Origin of the sequence: Paenibacillus sp. V4I5 (assembly GCF_030817255.1) — a bacterium.
Taxonomy (GTDB): domain Bacteria; phylum Bacillota; class Bacilli; order Paenibacillales; family NBRC-103111; genus Paenibacillus_E.
The window spans coordinates 4,504,291-4,520,063 of the sequence record NZ_JAUSZB010000002.1; the positions used below are offsets into that span (position 1 = coordinate 4,504,291).

The window sequence follows — 15,773 nt, forward strand, 5'->3', positions numbered from 1 at the left end:
GTAAACAAGCGTTCATTTTTGAGTCAAAAAAATTTTAGCACTGTCCTTGAAGCTTTATTTTTTCTGAAATACCCGCAGAATACAGGTACAACAGCTCATCAACTAGCACCTTAATGGTATCGCCATCCTCATAATCGCGCAGAATAAGGCTCATGCCCTCTATAAGCGTGACAGCTAGCATCCGGGCAGATTGCTGCTCATTCACTTCGAGCGGGGCCGGAGTTTCCTTCGTGGTGGCGAACACGTTCTCCAAAATTTGATACACCAAAGTAATGAGTTCCTGTTTCACGGTTTCGTACCGTGAGCCTTCACTCAGATTTAGGAGGATAGTTAATTCAACACTCGATTGCTTGAAAAGCTGCAAAATCGTCGCATCAATTTTACGCAAAATAACGAGATGATCAGCAGTTTCCTTGCACAATTTGAAATCAACCTCATTCTTGATCTCTAGGGTGTAAGAAGCAAGCTGCTCATAGACCGGTTGAATCAACTCATAGAATAGGTCTTCTTTGTTTTTAAAATACCGATAAATATTGCCCGGTGTAATACCCGCAGCGTCTGCAATATGCCGTATAGAAGCTTTCATATAACCATGTTTCTTGAATTCGGACAATGCCGCTTGGCGGATACTCTTTTTTACGTCATCTTTTAATACCTGCATATAATAAACACCCGTTCACTTTTTGGCGTAATGGAATGATTATAACGTGTGTACTTCCTTTTTTGCAAGCATGAAATCAAAAAAAAGCCGACAACCTAAGCAGCATGCTACTTGAGGCCGTCGACTCTTCTTTAAGATTTACTCTGCCTTCGTTTTGAGCGTCTCGATGATTCTTTTCGACTTGAAAGGCTTGAGATCTTTGAACTGTATGAACTTCTTTGATTCCTCGTTCCAAATACGGAACTTAAGGGATTCTAAGCTTGTCCTCAGAGTAACCGTCTGAACTTTGCGCAGCTCAGCGTTCTTGTTATGAACCTTTTCCAAATAGTAATTAGGAACTCGCGGGCTCAGATGGTGAATATGGTGAAAGCCGATATTACCTGTAATCCAGTGCAGAACTCTAGGCAATTTGTAGAAAGAGCTTCCATGCATAGCTGCCTTCATATAATCCCATTCCGCGTCATTCTCATAGTATGAGTCTTCATAGTTGTGCTGAACGTAGAAAAGCCAAATCCCAGCCATACCTGAAATTAGAAACATTGGACCTTGGACTAGGAGGAATGATTCCCAACCCATACCCCAACAAAGCAGCACGATACTTCCAACAATGCCCAAGTTCGTGATGTACGTATTCATACGTTCTTTCATTCCTGCTTTTTTGCGATTAAAACGGTAATCAATCAAAAAGATGAAAATGGGTCCGACAATAAACATCACAAACGGATTTCTGTAAACCCGATAATAAAGTCTTCTAAGCGGAGAAGATGCCATATATTCGTCAACCGTTAGTGTCCAGATATCGCCGACACCTCTGCGATCCAAATTACCGCTGGATGCGTGATGGACGGAGTGGGTATGACGCCACTGATGATAAGGGACAAACGTCAAAATGCCTGTAAGTGTACCAACAATTTCATTCGCTAATTTATTTTTGAAAAAAGATTTGTGACAGCAATCATGGAAAATAATGAAGATTCGAATCAGGAATCCTGCTGCAATAATGTCTAGCACGAACGTAAGCCAGATAGAAACCGAAAGACTTAGAAAAGCGAAATACCAAAGCATAAAAAAGGGACCTAATGTATTAATGATTTGCCACACACTGTACTTGATATGTGGTCTTTCGTAAGGCGCGATGTCAGACCGCCACCCACCTTTGTCTTGTTGACTCATTCTAATTAAAGCTCCTTCTCTCCGTTTCATACCGGACTGATTTGTGCCACCTGATGTAGTACGTTAGGAATTCAATTAAGTTCCCCTTATAAGAGAAGAAATGTTACATTGCCCTCTCATCATAAGTTCCAAAATGCTTTTTGTAAAATGCAATATAAGTCATATGTGCATGAAGTCATATTTTCACTATTCTACATGACCCAAAAATCATCCTGCGAATGGCAACCTAACCCTTATTTTCCCATAAAAAGAGGTTTCTCATATGGAAGATACTTCCACTCGATTTAGTAAATAGGAAGTTGTACTTATTACAACATTAGGCGAACAAGTCGTCGTTATACCCTTCAAATATTGCAAAAATACAATAATTTCTCCCTATCTCAAACATCCCTTAAATAATTGTTTCCATATATGTAATAATTATGTTCATTTTATAAGGGAATTTCTGTGAACAAATAGGTAAGTCTAAGTGAACAAATGATGAACATTGCTTTCTGGTCACAGGAGGTATCTACTCCTAGCTTGGCCAATTTATGCGGGCCTTACTTAATACTGGTATAGTAGTATATATAAAAAATGGAGGACTATTCAATGATACCTATATCCGTTTTAGACTTGGCTCCCGTTATTGCTGGCGGAACGCCAAGAGATTCATTTCACCGTTCCGCAGATCTAGCCCGACACGTTGAAAAGTGGGGCTACCATAGATATTGGCTCGCCGAACATCATAACATGCCGGGCATTGCCAGCTCCGCCACATCACTCGTCATCGGATATATCGCTATGGCTACGGAGAAGATCCGCGTAGGCTCCGGCGGCATCATGCTACCTAACCACGCACCGCTCGTCATCGCCGAGCAGTTTGGAACGTTGGAATCGTTGTTTCCGGGGCGCATCGATCTTGGTTTAGGACGTGCGCCTGGCTCCGATCAGGCTGCGGCAAGAGCACTACGCCGCGGCTTAGGCAGCGACGGTCAAGACTTCCCGGAGCAGCTGAGTGAGCTCCGAGGCTATCTCAACCCGGCGCTGGGTACAGGTGTACCAGGAGTGCGCGCCGTGCCGGGCGAAGGGCTAGACATCCCGATCTGGCTGCTCGGATCGAGTGACTTCAGCGCCCAGCTGGCCGGTCAGTTGGGGCTTCCTTTCGCTTTCGCCAGCCATTTCGCTCCCGATTATTTGCTGGCGGCTCTTGATCTATACCGCCGCCAGTTCCGCCCTTCTGGCGCGCTTGAGAAGCCGTACGCGATGGTCGGCGTTAACATTATTGCAGCCGAAACCGATGAGGAAGCCCAGCATTTGGCGACGTCGCAGCACCAGCAATTTCTAAACATCGTGCGCGGCCGTCCTGGCATGCTGAGTCCACCCGTCGCCAGCATGGAGCCCTTATGGAGTCCTCAAGAGAAAGCTTACGTTCACAAGGCTTTAAGCTTCTCCATCGTAGGCAGTAAAGACACCGTCCGCGAGAAGCTTGTTAAGCTTCAGCAGCAGACGGCAGCCGATGAGTGGATCATCGCAGGCCAGATTTATGATCACACGGCTCGCTTGAGGTCTTATGAAATTGTGGCCGAGGTTGTCAAAGAGATCTAGAGAGGTCCCTGCTGCCGGTTCTTGGATTGATCCTTGGTTTCATCAGCTATAGACAGGACCTCAGAGAGAAACGGGCTTCGGCTTTAATGAGTTGATGTAGCAAAAAGAGGGCACCCCTTACGTGGGAGTGTCCTCTTTCTATGCTAAGTAGCTTTCCTTTTTATTTATTCAAACGGGCCGATCCATCGCAAATTGTTCGCCCAATTTCGCATATGAGCTGCCGGCCAGGCGACTAACTGGCTTAAGTCCATTCGGGTCAATATGACCGTTCTCATATAAAGAATCAGCGATATGAAACTGTACGACTCTTCCGATTAGTAAATCGGCTGCAGGAGCATCCTCGGTTCCGCCAAGTGTGATGACTTGCTCCAAGACACATTCCATACGTATGCTCGCTTCGGCGATGCCCGGTACGGCAATCTTGACACTAGCCACGGGTGTAAGTCCGGCTAAAGAAACTTCACTTTCGTCCGGCGCTAACGGAGCAGCGGTTTGGTTAATCTGGTCGATGTACGATTCGTCAGAGATATGAACGACGAAAGCCCCAGTATCGACGGCGTTTCGCGAAGTGTCCTTGCGAACACCCTGCTTCCTTTGCACCGAGATAGCAACCATTGGAGGATTTGCCGTCACAATTGTAAAATAACTATACGGTGCAGCATTGAGCACACCCTCCGAGGATAGGGATGTAACAAATGCGATCGGCCTTGGAATTATGCTGCCTATCAATAGCTTATAGTTTTCCCGCTCACTTTGACTCGATGGATCAATAGATATCACAAAGCATCTCCCACCTTTACTAGACTCGGCCTCATGATAAATTCGTCTTAAACCACGTCCCTGCCGCTTCTACCTCTGAACGCGTCAACTGATGCCCTGCTTGTTCCCAGTGAACGGCAACAGTTGATCCCGCTTCACTTAACAGCTTCTGTAATTCCTCTGTCTCCTGCGGGGAACAGATCGGATCGTTCTGACCCGCTCCAATAAAGACGGGAATACCCGAGAGATCCGGCAGTTGAATGCCTCGCCGCGGCACCATCGGATGATGGAGAATGGCTCCTCGCAGTGCATTTGGATAGTGAAATAAAAGACTTCCGGCGATGTTTGCACCGTTCGAGTAGCCGATGGCTACGAGATTCTGACGATCAAAGCCGTGTTCCACGGCAGCTTGATCGAGGAAATCGTACAATTCCTTGGTACGGAAGATGAGGTCCTCCTCATCAAAGATTCCCTCAGCCAGCCGGCGAAAAAACCGCGGCATGCCATTCTCAAGCACATTACCTCTAACGCTTAGCACTGACGATGTCGGTGAAATCGCTTGAACTAGAGGCAGAAGATCACGTTCAGTGCCTCCCGTACCATGAAAGAGCACGAGTACAGGTGCCGTTACATCCGTTCCCTTTTGAAAGATATGCTTCATTGTTTATTCCCCTCCAATACACGTACTTGAATCGGCGGAAGATTACGCTCGATTTGTTCACGGCTCTCCTCGAACCATTCCGGCAGCATCAGTTTCTCACCTAGCGCCTCAGGCTGTTCATCACGTGCAAAGCCCGGAGGATCCGTTGCAATCTCAAAGAGTATGCCGCCTTCTTCACGGAAGTAGATCGCGTTAAAATATTGACGATCAACGATCGGCGTAGGTTGGAACCCATTTGTCTGTACATGGCTTCTCCAGAGGGCATGCTCAGCATCATCTTTGGCGCGCCATGCAATATGATGGACGGTACCTGCTCCTCCAGCTCCATAGGCCATCGGGGTTACATTAATATCGACGATGTTCCCTAAATCTCCGAAGGATTTAAAACGAGCATAAGCTCCCTCTTGCCCTACTTTCTGAAGCCCCATCACCTGTTCTAGCAGCTGAGAAGTTTTGTCAGGTGCCGTGCTGTAGAGAACAGCGCCGCCGAAGCCTTTGATCGCTTTATCCGTTGGAATGCCGCCGAATGACCATTGACTAAGCGCTCCTTGCTCGCGCTCTACGATTTCAAGTTTCAGACCATCCCGATCCTCGAATTGAAGGTATGTCTCTGCGAATCTTTGTGTTTTTTCAAAAGGAATATCAAATTGCGTTAGACGCTCTTCCCAGAAAGATAGACTACCTGTAGGTACAGCATACGTCGTGATACCGACTTGACCGCCGCCGATACGTCCTTTGCGAGAGTGCGCCCATGGGAAGAAGGTGATGATAGTCCCCGGACTTCCCGTTTCATTACCAAAGTACAGATGGTACACTTCAGGTGCGTCGAAGTTAATCGTTTTTTTGATCATCCGAAGCCCTAGAACCCCTGCATAAAAATCAACCGTTTCCTGTGCATTTTGTACGAAAGCCGTTATATGGTGAATACCTGCTGTTTGTTGTTGTGTCATTGAATCCAACTCCTTTAGTTTAGTTTAATTATTCCAGACCTGATTTAAAAGTATCCAAGATTATTAATTGAATAAAGCGTCGACGGAGTAAGCTCCTGCACCCATTAATGCCACACCTACCGCAATTGCAATGAGCAGCAAATTGTATTCATAACCGCCCGAGGTAGCCCAGTAGCCGTTCTTAGCGTGTACTTTGACAATCGCAACGACCATGGTCATAACAATGAGCAATGAAGCAAAGACTGTACCTAAGCCAGCGGCGAACAACGCACCGCCTACGAACTCCATGAGTCCTGCCATAACCGCCATAGCAACACCGGGTTTAATGCCGATGGATTCCATCCAGCCGCCCGTTCCTTTCGGACCATAGCCTCCGAACCAACCAAACAACTTCTGTGCCCCATGCGCCATAAAGCTTAATCCAACAACCAAACGAATGATTAATAATCCCAATGCGATACTCATATTCATTCTCCTCCAATTTAAGAATCTCTATTTTAAGATATTAGTTAAAAGGTTAAGTAGTTAACACCTCTTATGGGGGGGCAAACTACTTGAAACCATCCTGAGCAAACTTACCGAGCTTCTTCAACAATTGACTAGCTATCTTCTTCTCTTCTGACGTAAGTCCAGCTACCGCTTTCTCTATAACCTCGGTATGCTTGGGAAATACCTCTTCAATAAATTGCTTCCCTTTTTCCGTAATTTCTGCAAAAACGAGTCTACGGTCTTCGGATGATGTTTTTCGCTTTACGAACTCTTTCTTCTCCAGCTTATCTACAACATAGGTGATATTCCCGCTGCTCATAAGCACCTTGCCGCCAATCTGTTGAATCGGCTGCGCACCTCTATGATAAAGCAGCTCTAGAACACCGAATTCGGTTCGATTCAATCCATAATTCCGAATATCGCGGTCCCCATGGGCGTTGACCCATTCACTTGCTCTGGAGAGTGCAATATAGAGATCTAATGAATCATTTCTCTGTTCACTCATTTGGTTCACCTCATTTCTTTTATCATTTTGCTTCGCTGTGGTGTGCGTGCTGTGCTGCGAAATCTTAGTTTGTAATATCTTGATTTAAAGATACTTTATTTTGAGATAGATGTCAATGGGTATTTTTAAAATAATGTTCTTCCTTTTATCATTCTGCTTATAAAGCGATTATATCCACTTAGCTAGCCCGAAATAGAAACAAGTCGATATGGTTAAAAAGCGTTCTTTTTGCTGCACTTTTTGCAGGTTCTTTCTAAATATGTGGTCTAATCACGGAAATACATGCACTTTTTGCATCTTCTTAAAACAAAATGGCCTGATCTCGGCAAAATGACAAAAGGATAAACCATCCCCTATCGGGAAAGGCTCATCCTCTTGCAACACGTCTTAAGCTTCAGTTATAGGCAGGGCTTTATACGCTTAGGTCAGCCTACAACAGCTGACTCGCCCTTCTGCAGCTGATACATCTTCGCGTATCGGCCACCCAGCGCCATCAGCGTCTCATGGTTGCCACGCTCAGCAATCTCGCCGCGGTGCAGCACGAGAATTTGGTCAGCGTCGCGAATCGTCGACAGCCTATGCGCGATGATCAAAGTCGTGCGCCCTTCGCTGACCACCTTTAGCGCTCGCTGGATCAGCCCTTCCGTCTCACTGTCGATGCTGGCTGTCGCTTCATCCAAGATGAGAATCGACGGGTCGAAGGCCAACGCACGCGCGAATGAAATGAGCTGTCTTTGGCCGGAAGAGAGGGTGCTTCCCCTCTCCACAACCTGCTCATCATAGCCGTTAGGCAGCTGCTCGATGAAGGAGGCCGCGCCTACATCACTTAGCGCATTTTTCACGCGCTCAAGCGAAATCTCCTTATTATAGAGGCTCACATTGAATTTGATATCTCCGGCAAACAAGAACGGATCCTGCAAAACAATGCCCATATGCTTGCGCAGCGCTTGCTTGGACATCCCCCGGATGTCGCGTCCATCAATCGTAATGCTGCCTTCATCTGGTTCATAGAAACCTAGCAGCAGGTTCATGATGGAGCTTTTGCCTGAGCCTGTATGTCCGACCAAGGCTACGGTTTCCCCTTTGCGAGCTTCGAACGAAATATGCTTCAGCACGTTTTCCCCTGCTTTATAGGCAAAGGTTACGTTCTTGAACTTCACGACGCCTTCCGGGCGGCTGACCTTATCGGTCTTCTCTACCTCTTGACCTTCCATGTCTAGGATGGTGAACACCTTATCCGCGGAAACAAAGGCTCTTTGCGCATTCGTCAATTGATCGAAAATCCCGATAATCGGTTGAAAGATCCGCCCCAAATAATCGATGAAAGCATAAAACACCCCGAAAGAAATCACAGCTGTCAACGATTCCCGGCCAAAATACCAAATGACCATAGCCGTCACTAAACTACCGATGGTCCCCACAATATTACGAGAGGATAAGGAAAAAATGCGGAACTGCTTAAGCTGATTCACATAGCGATCCTTGTTCAGTACTTCGAATTCCTCAAGCGTCACTTTCTCCCGGCGAAAAGCTTGAATAATTGGCATTACTACGATCGATTCATTAATCATCGCGTTCATATCACTCAGCCGTGCACGCATAATGGTGATGAAGATTTTCGAATATTTTAAGTGAACGACCATAATTAAAGCAAAGATAGGCGGCAGCACCAAGCAAAACAGAGCGAGATGCCAATCTAGAATGAATAAAGCTATGAAGATGCCCGTTAGCTGCATCATGCTTACGACAAACGTCGCCATGAAGCTCATGAATAAGTCGCGGACCGCCTCGGTATCGTTCGCAATTCGAGATACAACCTGCCCGATCGGCGTGTTATCGAAATAGCGCAGCGAAATGCGCTGAATGTGCTGCATTAAGTCCATGCGCATGTTTTTGATAATTTGCAAAGCCGTAGATTGGAGCAAATAGGCTTGCAAGAAATTACAAACGCTTGCTATAAGGAGCAGTCCCATATATAAGCCTAACAACTTAAGTACAGGCGCCATCGAACGAGTGTCTGTAGACAAATGCTGATCGATAATGGTTTTGGTTATATAAGGTCCGCCCAGCTCGGCGCCTACTGCGCAGCAAAGAATGAGCAGCGCGCCGATAATCCTGAACTTATAGACGAGCGCATACGAAATCAGCCTTCTCGCCGTGGACGGTTTCTGCATCTTGTCGTCCTCCCTTCTTATTTTTGTCATTCTTCCAAACTCGCTTCCATTTGTTGACGCTCCCACTGCTCTCGGTACCAGCCGCCGAACAACATCAGCTCTTCGTGGGTACCTTCTTCGACGATTCGCCCCTCATCTAGGACGAGGATCCAATTCGCATGGCTCACAGCCGAGAGTCGGTGCGTGCTGATCAATGTCGTTCTGCCCGCACGTTCCTTACGGATATGCTGGAGGATGCGGCTTTCCGTACGCGCGTCGACAGCGGATAACGAGTCATCCAGCAGCAGGATTTCCGAGTCGATCAGAAGCGCTCTAGCAATTGCCAAACGCTGCTTCTGTCCACCGGACAGCATGACGCCATTTTCGCCGACAATTGTCGCTAAGCCTTCTGGCATTTGCTCGATATCCTGGGTAAAAGAGGCCATCTCAACAGCCCGTGCAATCTCTTCCGGCGAAGCGTTGTGCTTACCCAGCGCGACATTGTCGCGAATAGATTTTGACAGCAGCAGGTGCTCCTGCGGAACGTAGGCCACCCAACGCTTCACTTGATCCAAGGCGATTCTCTCAATCGGCACGCCCGCGAACAGCAGCTTACCTGGTTCAATCGGGAATTGCCGCAGCAGCTGCTTCAGCAGCGTGCTTTTGCCGCTACCCGTCCGACCTACAATCCCTAGCGTCTGCCCTCTTTCTAGTTGGAAAGAAACGTTAACGAGACTTGGATGGTTTGCTGTCGGATAGGTAAAGGTTAACTCCTTCATCTCGATACGCTCCGGCACACTCACCGAAATCGGTGCATCGGCATCCACAATATCCGCTTTTTGCATCAGCGCTGTATCCAGACGGTCAGCCGAGGCACTTCCGCGCTGCAGAACATTAATAAACTCGCCGAAAGAAATCATCGGCCAGATCAGCATACCTAGGTAAATATTAAATGAAATCAGCTGACCCAGCGTGATCTCATTATGAAAGACCATATAGGAGCCATATCCAATGCCTATCGAATAACTTAGACCCACAATTAACGATGTAAGTGGCTGAAAAAGCGCATTCAACATGGATACGCGTCTATTCTTATTCATCACTTCCGACGTAACTTTATCGAAGGCGACTAGGTCATGATCTTCCTGAACATAAGAACGAATCACACGAATACCGGAGATGGACTCAAGTGCATGATCATTCATTTGGCCAAAAGAGGCCTGTGCAGCAAGGAACCGAACTCTCACTTTTTGACCCAGCTTACTAATCACGAAGGCTAGAAAAGGCAGAGGAATCAGCGCCGCAATCATTAATTTGAAGCTAATGAGGGAGATCATCGTAATAATAACGACGGATGCCCCAACCAACGTGTGAACGAGTGTCATAACGCCGTAACCAGCAGTCTGGCCAATAGCGAGCACGTCATTAGTGGCTAATGCCATTAACTGACCCGTGCTGTTTCGTTGGAAGAAAGCCGGTGTCATTTTCGTCAGATGAGCCAGCAAACGCCCTCTGAGCACTTTCTCAACGAGTGCCGAATTGCCGAATAGGGTCGTGATCCAAACATAAGTAATTACATATAGTAGGAGAGACAAGCTTACAAGCAGAAGGACCGTCTGACTTAGGCTAGATGCCGTTAAACTGCCGCTGCCAATCTGATCGATTGTATTCCCTATCATTTTAGGCGGAATTGTCGCCAATAAATTCACACAGATCATCAAGCTGATAGCAAGCACGTAGTATTTCCATCTTTCTTTGAAAAACCACCGCAATTTCATTACAAAAGACAAGATTTCCACCCCTTTCCATTTTAGTGTGCACATATTGATTCTATAGATTACCCGTGATCAAGTCTACGCCAAAATAAATTTAAATAAAACTTCCCGTCGTTTAGGGTCGATTTCAAATTCAGCCAATCCTCAGCATTTACTCAGAAATCATTCAGCGGAATATCAGCTGGTTTTCAGGGTTCCTTCATTCCATTTTCAGGTAGGAAATCTATACTTCAATTTGTAGAGACCAGAAGGAAAAACTGGAAAATTCAAATCGGAAGGATGGCGTATTTTATGAAAAAACATTTCGTGGTATTAATGGGGGTAGCTGTATTAGCCACCTCGACTAGCGGCCTTGTATTACCGGTACATTCAGCGTACGCGAGTGATGCTCTTACGCCTGACAGTCAGACTCAAGAGGCAGCAACTTCAGACGAGGCTGCATCAATAACTGTAGATTATCCTACCTTGGTATTAAACAGGTGGCTGAGCAAACTAGACCAGTATACCGCCGTAGCAGCAGATATAGATAGTAGTGATGTACTTAACGCAATTGCAAATAATCAAAGCCTAGCAGCCGCTTCCGGGCTGGGACAATCAGATTTAGTTGCAAAGCTCACCGATTTCTTCTTACAAGATCTTGCTTATCAGGTTAAAACAGGCGAACTTACACAGAAAGAATCAACACAACTTCAACAGCTTGCCACTTCTCGAATTAATGATCTCGTTTCCGGTAGTTGGAAAAAAACGGCTCTTACGACGTCCATACATAACAATGGCTCTGAAATTATTCATAATCGCCTGCAAAACATCATCTCGGATACAGCAAGTATTGCAACAGACATTAACTCCTCTGGGCTAAGAGCTGCCCTTCGCAATGGTCAGAGCTTAGCCGAAGCTACTGGGATTGACGCTGGTACATTGACAGATTCCTTGACAGCCATGCTAAATAGTGACTTGCAGGCGGCTGTAACAACCGGCGGGCTCCAAGCCGACCTTCTCGATAAAGCCGAGCAAACCGGAGCTGCGGCTGTGGCACAGATTGTCAGGGAGAAAGGATACGATATAGCAACAACGAGCTGGATGGAGAAATACGGGCAATCTGTTCTCTCCGATAAGATGGATTGGACCATTCAAGCAACAGCTATCTTCGCAAGTAAAGATTATAGCGACGTGGTTGACGCTCTGAGCGCTGGACAAAGTTTGGTTTCGGCGTCGGGTCTGGCCTATGACGACTTACTCTCCCAATTAACGAGCAACATAAACCAAGGGTTCGAAACCGAATGGCAAGCCGGTAATATCTCTGCTAAATTGGCGAGCCAGCTCGAGCAAAGTGCTGCCAAACAACTAGGCGATGCTATCACACAAAATGGATACGGACAAAGCATTGTCGGCAGCAGCAACAAAGGAATCGCTGCTGAAAGTATACGCTCCATCATCAGCGATAGCGCCGGGTACATCGGTTCTCCTGTAGGTGACCTGGAAGCCGCGTTAGGTTCAGGAAAAACGCTGGTAGAGGCAACAAACCTCGCAGACGACGAGCTTCTTGGGGTTCTGCAATCTAGAGTTGATAATTATTTGAGCCGAGCAGTTCAAAATGGCTGGTTGAATGCCAGTGATAAAGATGCAACGAAACAAGATGCTTATGCATTGCTGAATGATGCCATCGGTACACGAGGCTACAAGGTCCCGGTTGATGCGAAAAGCTACTTGGCAGAACGCTTGGACCGTATTATGAATGATGTCGCTACCGTTTCGAATATCGAGGTTGCTGATTTGACGAAGCGTGTAGCACAAGGTCAGAGTTTGGCACAAGCAGCACAAACAGATTCCGATTCCTTGCTCTATAAATTGTTAGCTCAAGCGAACGAGAATATGAATGCCTTCGTGACTGCTGGAAGTGTCAGCGAAGATGACGCTGCCGCATTCAAAACCGATTATGCATCAGGTGTCAGTCAACTGCTGAGCATTAACGATTAATTCCACTTGCAAGAATAGGTGTGAATGGACATGTGATTCTCAGATAATAAAATTAGCATCGTTGCACGTGGTAATAATAAAGGCAAATCTACGAACCCTTCCATCTTTGGAGGGTTTTCTTGCTCATTTGTAAAGTATCTACACTGTCCAAATGGTCTGATTTTTGATACAATAACTGAAAATTCAATCGTAAGGGGACTCATATGGAATACATTAGCACTCGCGGAAAAGTAGAACCCATCGGCTTCATTGATGCCATCTTGATGGGATTGGCAGACGACGGCGGTTTACTTGTTCCTAAGCATATCCCACAATTATCGGCAGACACGTTACAGAAGTGGCAACAGCTCTCCTACTCGGAGTTGGCTCTTGAAATCTTCTCGCTATATGTGAATAACGAAATCCCTCGCAATGAGCTGAAGCAGCTCGTTGACGATAGCTATGCAACCTTTCGGGATGACGCTGTGACACCGGTCAAACGTCTGAACGACGGCACGTACGTGCTGGAATTGTTCCACGGACCTACTTTTGCTTTCAAAGACATCGCTCTTCAATTCTTGGGCAATCTCTACTCGTACGTATCTCGCAAAACGAATTCGATTATCCATATTCTTGGAGCCACTTCAGGGGATACAGGAGCTTCAGCGATTGAAGGTGTACGAGGTAAAGAAGGCATCCGAATCTGTATCCTTCACCCACACGGGAAGGTCAGCAAGGTTCAAGAATTGCAGATGACCACCGTTGATGACGCGAATGTGCTGAATCTTTCCGTTGAAGGCACTTTCGACGACTGCCAGCGTATTATTAAGGAATTGTTCGCCGACGTCGAGTTCAAGCACCGCTACCATTTGCGCGCGATTAACTCAATCAACATTGCCCGCATTTTGGCACAAACGGTATATTACTTCTATGCTTACTTCCAATTAGCGAAAAATAATCAGGCTGAGAAGGTCAATTTCAGTGTGCCGACTGGTAACTTCGGCGATATCTTTGCTGGTTACTTGGCACAGAAAATGGGTCTTCCCGTCCATAAACTCATTCTCGCAACGAACGAAAACAATATTCTTGAACGTTTCGTACAGGACGGTGTTTACCAACCAGGAGCGTTCCGTGGAACACACAGTCCTTCCATGGACATTCAAGTGGCTAGCAACTTCGAGCGCTACTTGTTCTACCTCTATGGCGAAGACGCACAAGCTGTCTCGGCCATCATGGATCAGTTCAAGGCTGAAGGCCGTGTTGTTATCCCTGCTGATAAGCTGCAAGCCGTGCAAGCTGACTTCGCTGCCTATGGCGTTCAGAATGAAGAGTGCCTCGACACAATCAGCGAGTACTATGAGAAATACGCGTATCTGCTCGATCCGCACACAGCTTGCGGGGTAGCTGCTGCTGACAAACTCGCTGTAGATGGTGAAGTGACGGTTGCCCTTTCGACCGCTCATCCAGCTAAATTCGATGAGTCGATCCGTTTGCGCAGCATTGAGCAGACTTATCCACAGCAAATTCAAGCGCTATTCGATAAGCCGCAGTTCCAGACGGTCGTTGGTGGTACGAACGACGAGATCAAGGCTCAACTCGTTAAGTTTTTCTAATGATGCGAAGAAGCCCCGAAGACGATTGTCTTCGAGGCTTTTTTATTTATACTTGTTTATCCCCGTTACTTAAACTGTTTAGGAAATTGTTTTATGATCCCATCCGAAAGAAGATCAGCTAGCATAATAATATGCTCCTCGCCTTGATCGAACGCAGCAATATCCGCATCCCAGTCCTTTTTGAGCCTAGCTGACACGTTGTTTGTGAGCAATTGCAAGTGCCCATATAACATATCTTGTAGAGTTTTCATGGGCCAATTCGGATTCGCTTTACTGAGAAATGCGGCGGTATCATCAGCATTCCGATACCATTCCTTATTATACTTCTCGAAATCAGGCGCATTGCCGCTTTTGGCTGCAGCTACAACTTTGCCCGCTATGACGATATGCTCTGTCAACAGGTCTCCTAACTTATTACCGGCTGCTTCCCCATAATAAGGTTTTATCGCATTTCCGATATCCTTCTGATTCTTAAGTAGTCTAGCCAGCACTTTCTCTTGATCTTCTAGACCAGCTAGGGCGCTTACGAGGTAGCTTCTCGTCCATAGCATATGCTCGAGCCATAGCTTTCTTAAGTCACCTTTCAGCTTTACCATCGATTGGCTGTAGCATTGCATTTTTACGACGGCGTGTTCGTCCACTACCTTAGCCTCTGCTCTGAGCGGAACAACACTTAAGGCAATGGACATTGATAGCAGCGTTACCTTTACAAACTTGCCTTTCATCAACATCAATCCTTTTGGCATAAATCGGTGTACATTCCGTTTATTGTGTGCTTGTGGACTATTTTCATTCATGAAACTCATTCACGTTCTCAAACAAGAAAGGAAGACCACAACGCAGTAAAAATCAGTCCTCCGACCGATACCCATCCTCCCCCTGAGTAGGAAGACACTTATCCCTTGTCATGTTATTCTTAAAGTAATTAAGAATGGATAATAACATTTAGGAGTGAGCATGTTGAATATGAATCGCAGCGCCTTTCTTGGCCCTATATTAATTATCTTAGGGATTTTTATGTTTCTAAAAGGTGATAGTACGTTCAATACCGGTACCATCTTTGAGTATTTCTGGCCAACTTTGTTCGTCATACCCGTGGGCGTATTTTTCCACTGGTTATACTTCTTCATCCTGCAGCGGCGGGGTGTTGGCGTGCTTGTCCCAGGAGGGATCGTTTTAACGACTGGCGTCATCTGCCAAATCTCCATGCTGTTCGATATCTGGCACCTTATGTGGCCTGGATTTATGCTGGCTGTTGCTGTCGGTTTATTCGAACTGTATTGGTTCGGAGGACGAAATAAATGGTTACTCATCCCGATTAACATTCTAACCGTCATGTCCCTTTTGTTCTTCGCCATTTTCTCTATAGGCTCGATTTTCAGCCAATTTTTCCACAACCAACCGATAATCGCCATCGTTCTCATCATAGCAGGCGGCTTCATGATGTTTACGCGTAATCGGAAATCAATGTAATCCTTTCAAGAATACGGA

Annotated in this window: 14 protein-coding genes; 4 read left to right on the top strand and 10 right to left on the bottom strand. The window is 46.3% G+C overall.

Annotation, left to right across the window (positions count from 1 at the left end; all coding sequences use genetic code 11):
* Positions 1–34 precede the first annotated feature (34 nt).
* A complete protein-coding gene (locus QFZ78_RS22485) occupies positions 35–661 on the bottom strand; it encodes a TetR/AcrR family transcriptional regulator (RefSeq protein ID WP_307550853.1) in 627 nt (208 codons plus the stop codon).
* A gap of 138 nt (positions 662–799) precedes the next feature.
* Positions 800–1,834, bottom strand: a complete 1,035-nt coding sequence (gene desA / locus QFZ78_RS22490) for a Delta(5) desaturase DesA (RefSeq protein WP_307550855.1) — start codon at positions 1,832–1,834, stop codon at positions 800–802.
* Positions 1,835–2,425: 591 nt separating this feature from the next.
* Between desA and QFZ78_RS22495 the strand changes: the two genes are divergently transcribed.
* Positions 2,426–3,421 carry an LLM class flavin-dependent oxidoreductase gene (locus tag QFZ78_RS22495; RefSeq protein WP_307550857.1) on the top strand — a complete coding sequence of 332 codons (996 nt, stop codon included), beginning with the start codon at positions 2,426–2,428 and terminating at the stop codon, positions 3,419–3,421.
* Positions 3,422–3,589: 168 nt separating this feature from the next.
* On the opposite strand, the gene QFZ78_RS22500 is transcribed toward QFZ78_RS22495, so the two are convergent.
* The 7 genes from QFZ78_RS22500 to QFZ78_RS22530 all read right to left on the bottom strand — a co-directional run bounded on the left by QFZ78_RS22500 (position 3,590) and on the right by QFZ78_RS22530 (position 10,731).
* Entirely contained in the window at positions 3,590–4,201 is a 612-nt protein-coding gene (locus QFZ78_RS22500; RefSeq protein WP_307550859.1) for a flavin reductase family protein, read from the bottom strand.
* Positions 4,202–4,232: 31 nt separating this feature from the next.
* Positions 4,233–4,841 (bottom strand): alpha/beta hydrolase, encoded by a 609-nt coding sequence (locus QFZ78_RS22505; protein ID WP_307550861.1) that lies wholly within the window; start codon positions 4,839–4,841, stop codon positions 4,233–4,235.
* Entirely contained in the window at positions 4,838–5,791 is a 954-nt protein-coding gene (locus tag QFZ78_RS22510) for a ring-cleaving dioxygenase (RefSeq protein WP_307550862.1), read from the bottom strand. The genes QFZ78_RS22505 and QFZ78_RS22510 overlap by 4 nt, the downstream gene beginning before the upstream one ends.
* A gap of 63 nt (positions 5,792–5,854) precedes the next feature.
* Positions 5,855–6,256, bottom strand: a complete 402-nt coding sequence (locus QFZ78_RS22515; protein ID WP_307550863.1) for a DoxX family protein — start codon at positions 6,254–6,256, stop codon at positions 5,855–5,857.
* Between the two features lie 85 nt (positions 6,257–6,341).
* The gene (locus QFZ78_RS22520; RefSeq protein WP_307550865.1) at positions 6,342–6,785 is read right to left on the bottom strand and encodes a MarR family winged helix-turn-helix transcriptional regulator; all 444 of its coding nucleotides are present in this window, start codon (positions 6,783–6,785) and stop codon (positions 6,342–6,344) included.
* Between the two features lie 425 nt (positions 6,786–7,210).
* Positions 7,211–8,959: an ABC transporter ATP-binding protein gene (locus tag QFZ78_RS22525; RefSeq protein ID WP_307550867.1), complete on the bottom strand. Its 1,749-nt coding sequence runs from the start codon at positions 8,957–8,959 to the stop codon at positions 7,211–7,213.
* Positions 8,960–8,985: 26 nt separating this feature from the next.
* Complete coding sequence (locus QFZ78_RS22530) at positions 8,986–10,731, bottom strand: ABC transporter ATP-binding protein (protein ID WP_307555839.1); 1,746 nt, start codon at positions 10,729–10,731, stop codon at positions 8,986–8,988.
* A 273-nt stretch (positions 10,732–11,004) separates the two neighbouring features.
* Here QFZ78_RS22530 and QFZ78_RS22535 point away from each other — a divergent pair, with 273 nt between their 5' ends.
* Both QFZ78_RS22535 and thrC read left to right on the top strand, forming a co-directional pair.
* Positions 11,005–12,690 (top strand): hypothetical protein, encoded by a 1,686-nt coding sequence (locus QFZ78_RS22535; protein ID WP_307550869.1) that lies wholly within the window; start codon positions 11,005–11,007, stop codon positions 12,688–12,690.
* 203 nt (positions 12,691–12,893) lie between these two features.
* Positions 12,894–14,282 (top strand): threonine synthase, encoded by a 1,389-nt coding sequence (gene thrC / locus QFZ78_RS22540; RefSeq protein WP_307550871.1) that lies wholly within the window; start codon positions 12,894–12,896, stop codon positions 14,280–14,282.
* Positions 14,283–14,347: 65 nt separating this feature from the next.
* Here thrC and QFZ78_RS22545 read toward each other — a convergent pair whose 3' ends face one another.
* On the bottom strand, positions 14,348–15,007 hold the full coding sequence (locus QFZ78_RS22545) for a glycosyltransferase (RefSeq protein WP_307550873.1): 660 nt from the start codon (positions 15,005–15,007) through the stop codon (positions 14,348–14,350).
* Positions 15,008–15,248: 241 nt separating this feature from the next.
* On the opposite strand from QFZ78_RS22545, the gene QFZ78_RS22550 reads away from it, so the two are divergent.
* Positions 15,249–15,755 (top strand): hypothetical protein, encoded by a 507-nt coding sequence (locus QFZ78_RS22550; protein WP_307555841.1) that lies wholly within the window; start codon positions 15,249–15,251, stop codon positions 15,753–15,755.
* Positions 15,756–15,773 lie beyond the last annotated feature (18 nt).

Bases quoted from the DNA above. Each gene is read 5' to 3' on its own strand.
- QFZ78_RS22505 (WP_307550861.1), bottom strand. From the start codon at position 4,841: ATGAAGCATATCTTTCAAAAGGGAACGGATGTAACGGCACCTGTACTC.
- QFZ78_RS22495 (WP_307550857.1), top strand. From the start codon at position 2,426: ATGATACCTATATCCGTTTTAGACTTGGCTCCCGTTATTGCTGGCGGA.
- QFZ78_RS22550 (WP_307555841.1), top strand. From the start codon at position 15,249: ATGAATCGCAGCGCCTTTCTTGGCCCTATATTAATTATCTTAGGGATT.
- QFZ78_RS22545 (WP_307550873.1), bottom strand. From the start codon at position 15,007: ATGAAAGGCAAGTTTGTAAAGGTAACGCTGCTATCAATGTCCATTGCC.
- QFZ78_RS22525 (WP_307550867.1), bottom strand. From the start codon at position 8,959: ATGCAGAAACCGTCCACGGCGAGAAGGCTGATTTCGTATGCGCTCGTC.
- QFZ78_RS22510 (WP_307550862.1), bottom strand. From the start codon at position 5,791: ATGACACAACAACAAACAGCAGGTATTCACCATATAACGGCTTTCGTA.
- desA (WP_307550855.1), bottom strand. From the start codon at position 1,834: ATGAGTCAACAAGACAAAGGTGGGTGGCGGTCTGACATCGCGCCTTAC.
- QFZ78_RS22485 (WP_307550853.1), bottom strand. From the start codon at position 661: ATGCAGGTATTAAAAGATGACGTAAAAAAGAGTATCCGCCAAGCGGCA.
- QFZ78_RS22535 (WP_307550869.1), top strand. From the start codon at position 11,005: ATGAAAAAACATTTCGTGGTATTAATGGGGGTAGCTGTATTAGCCACC.
- QFZ78_RS22515 (WP_307550863.1), bottom strand. From the start codon at position 6,256: ATGAGTATCGCATTGGGATTATTAATCATTCGTTTGGTTGTTGGATTA.
- QFZ78_RS22520 (WP_307550865.1), bottom strand. From the start codon at position 6,785: ATGAGTGAACAGAGAAATGATTCATTAGATCTCTATATTGCACTCTCC.
- thrC (WP_307550871.1), top strand. From the start codon at position 12,894: ATGGAATACATTAGCACTCGCGGAAAAGTAGAACCCATCGGCTTCATT.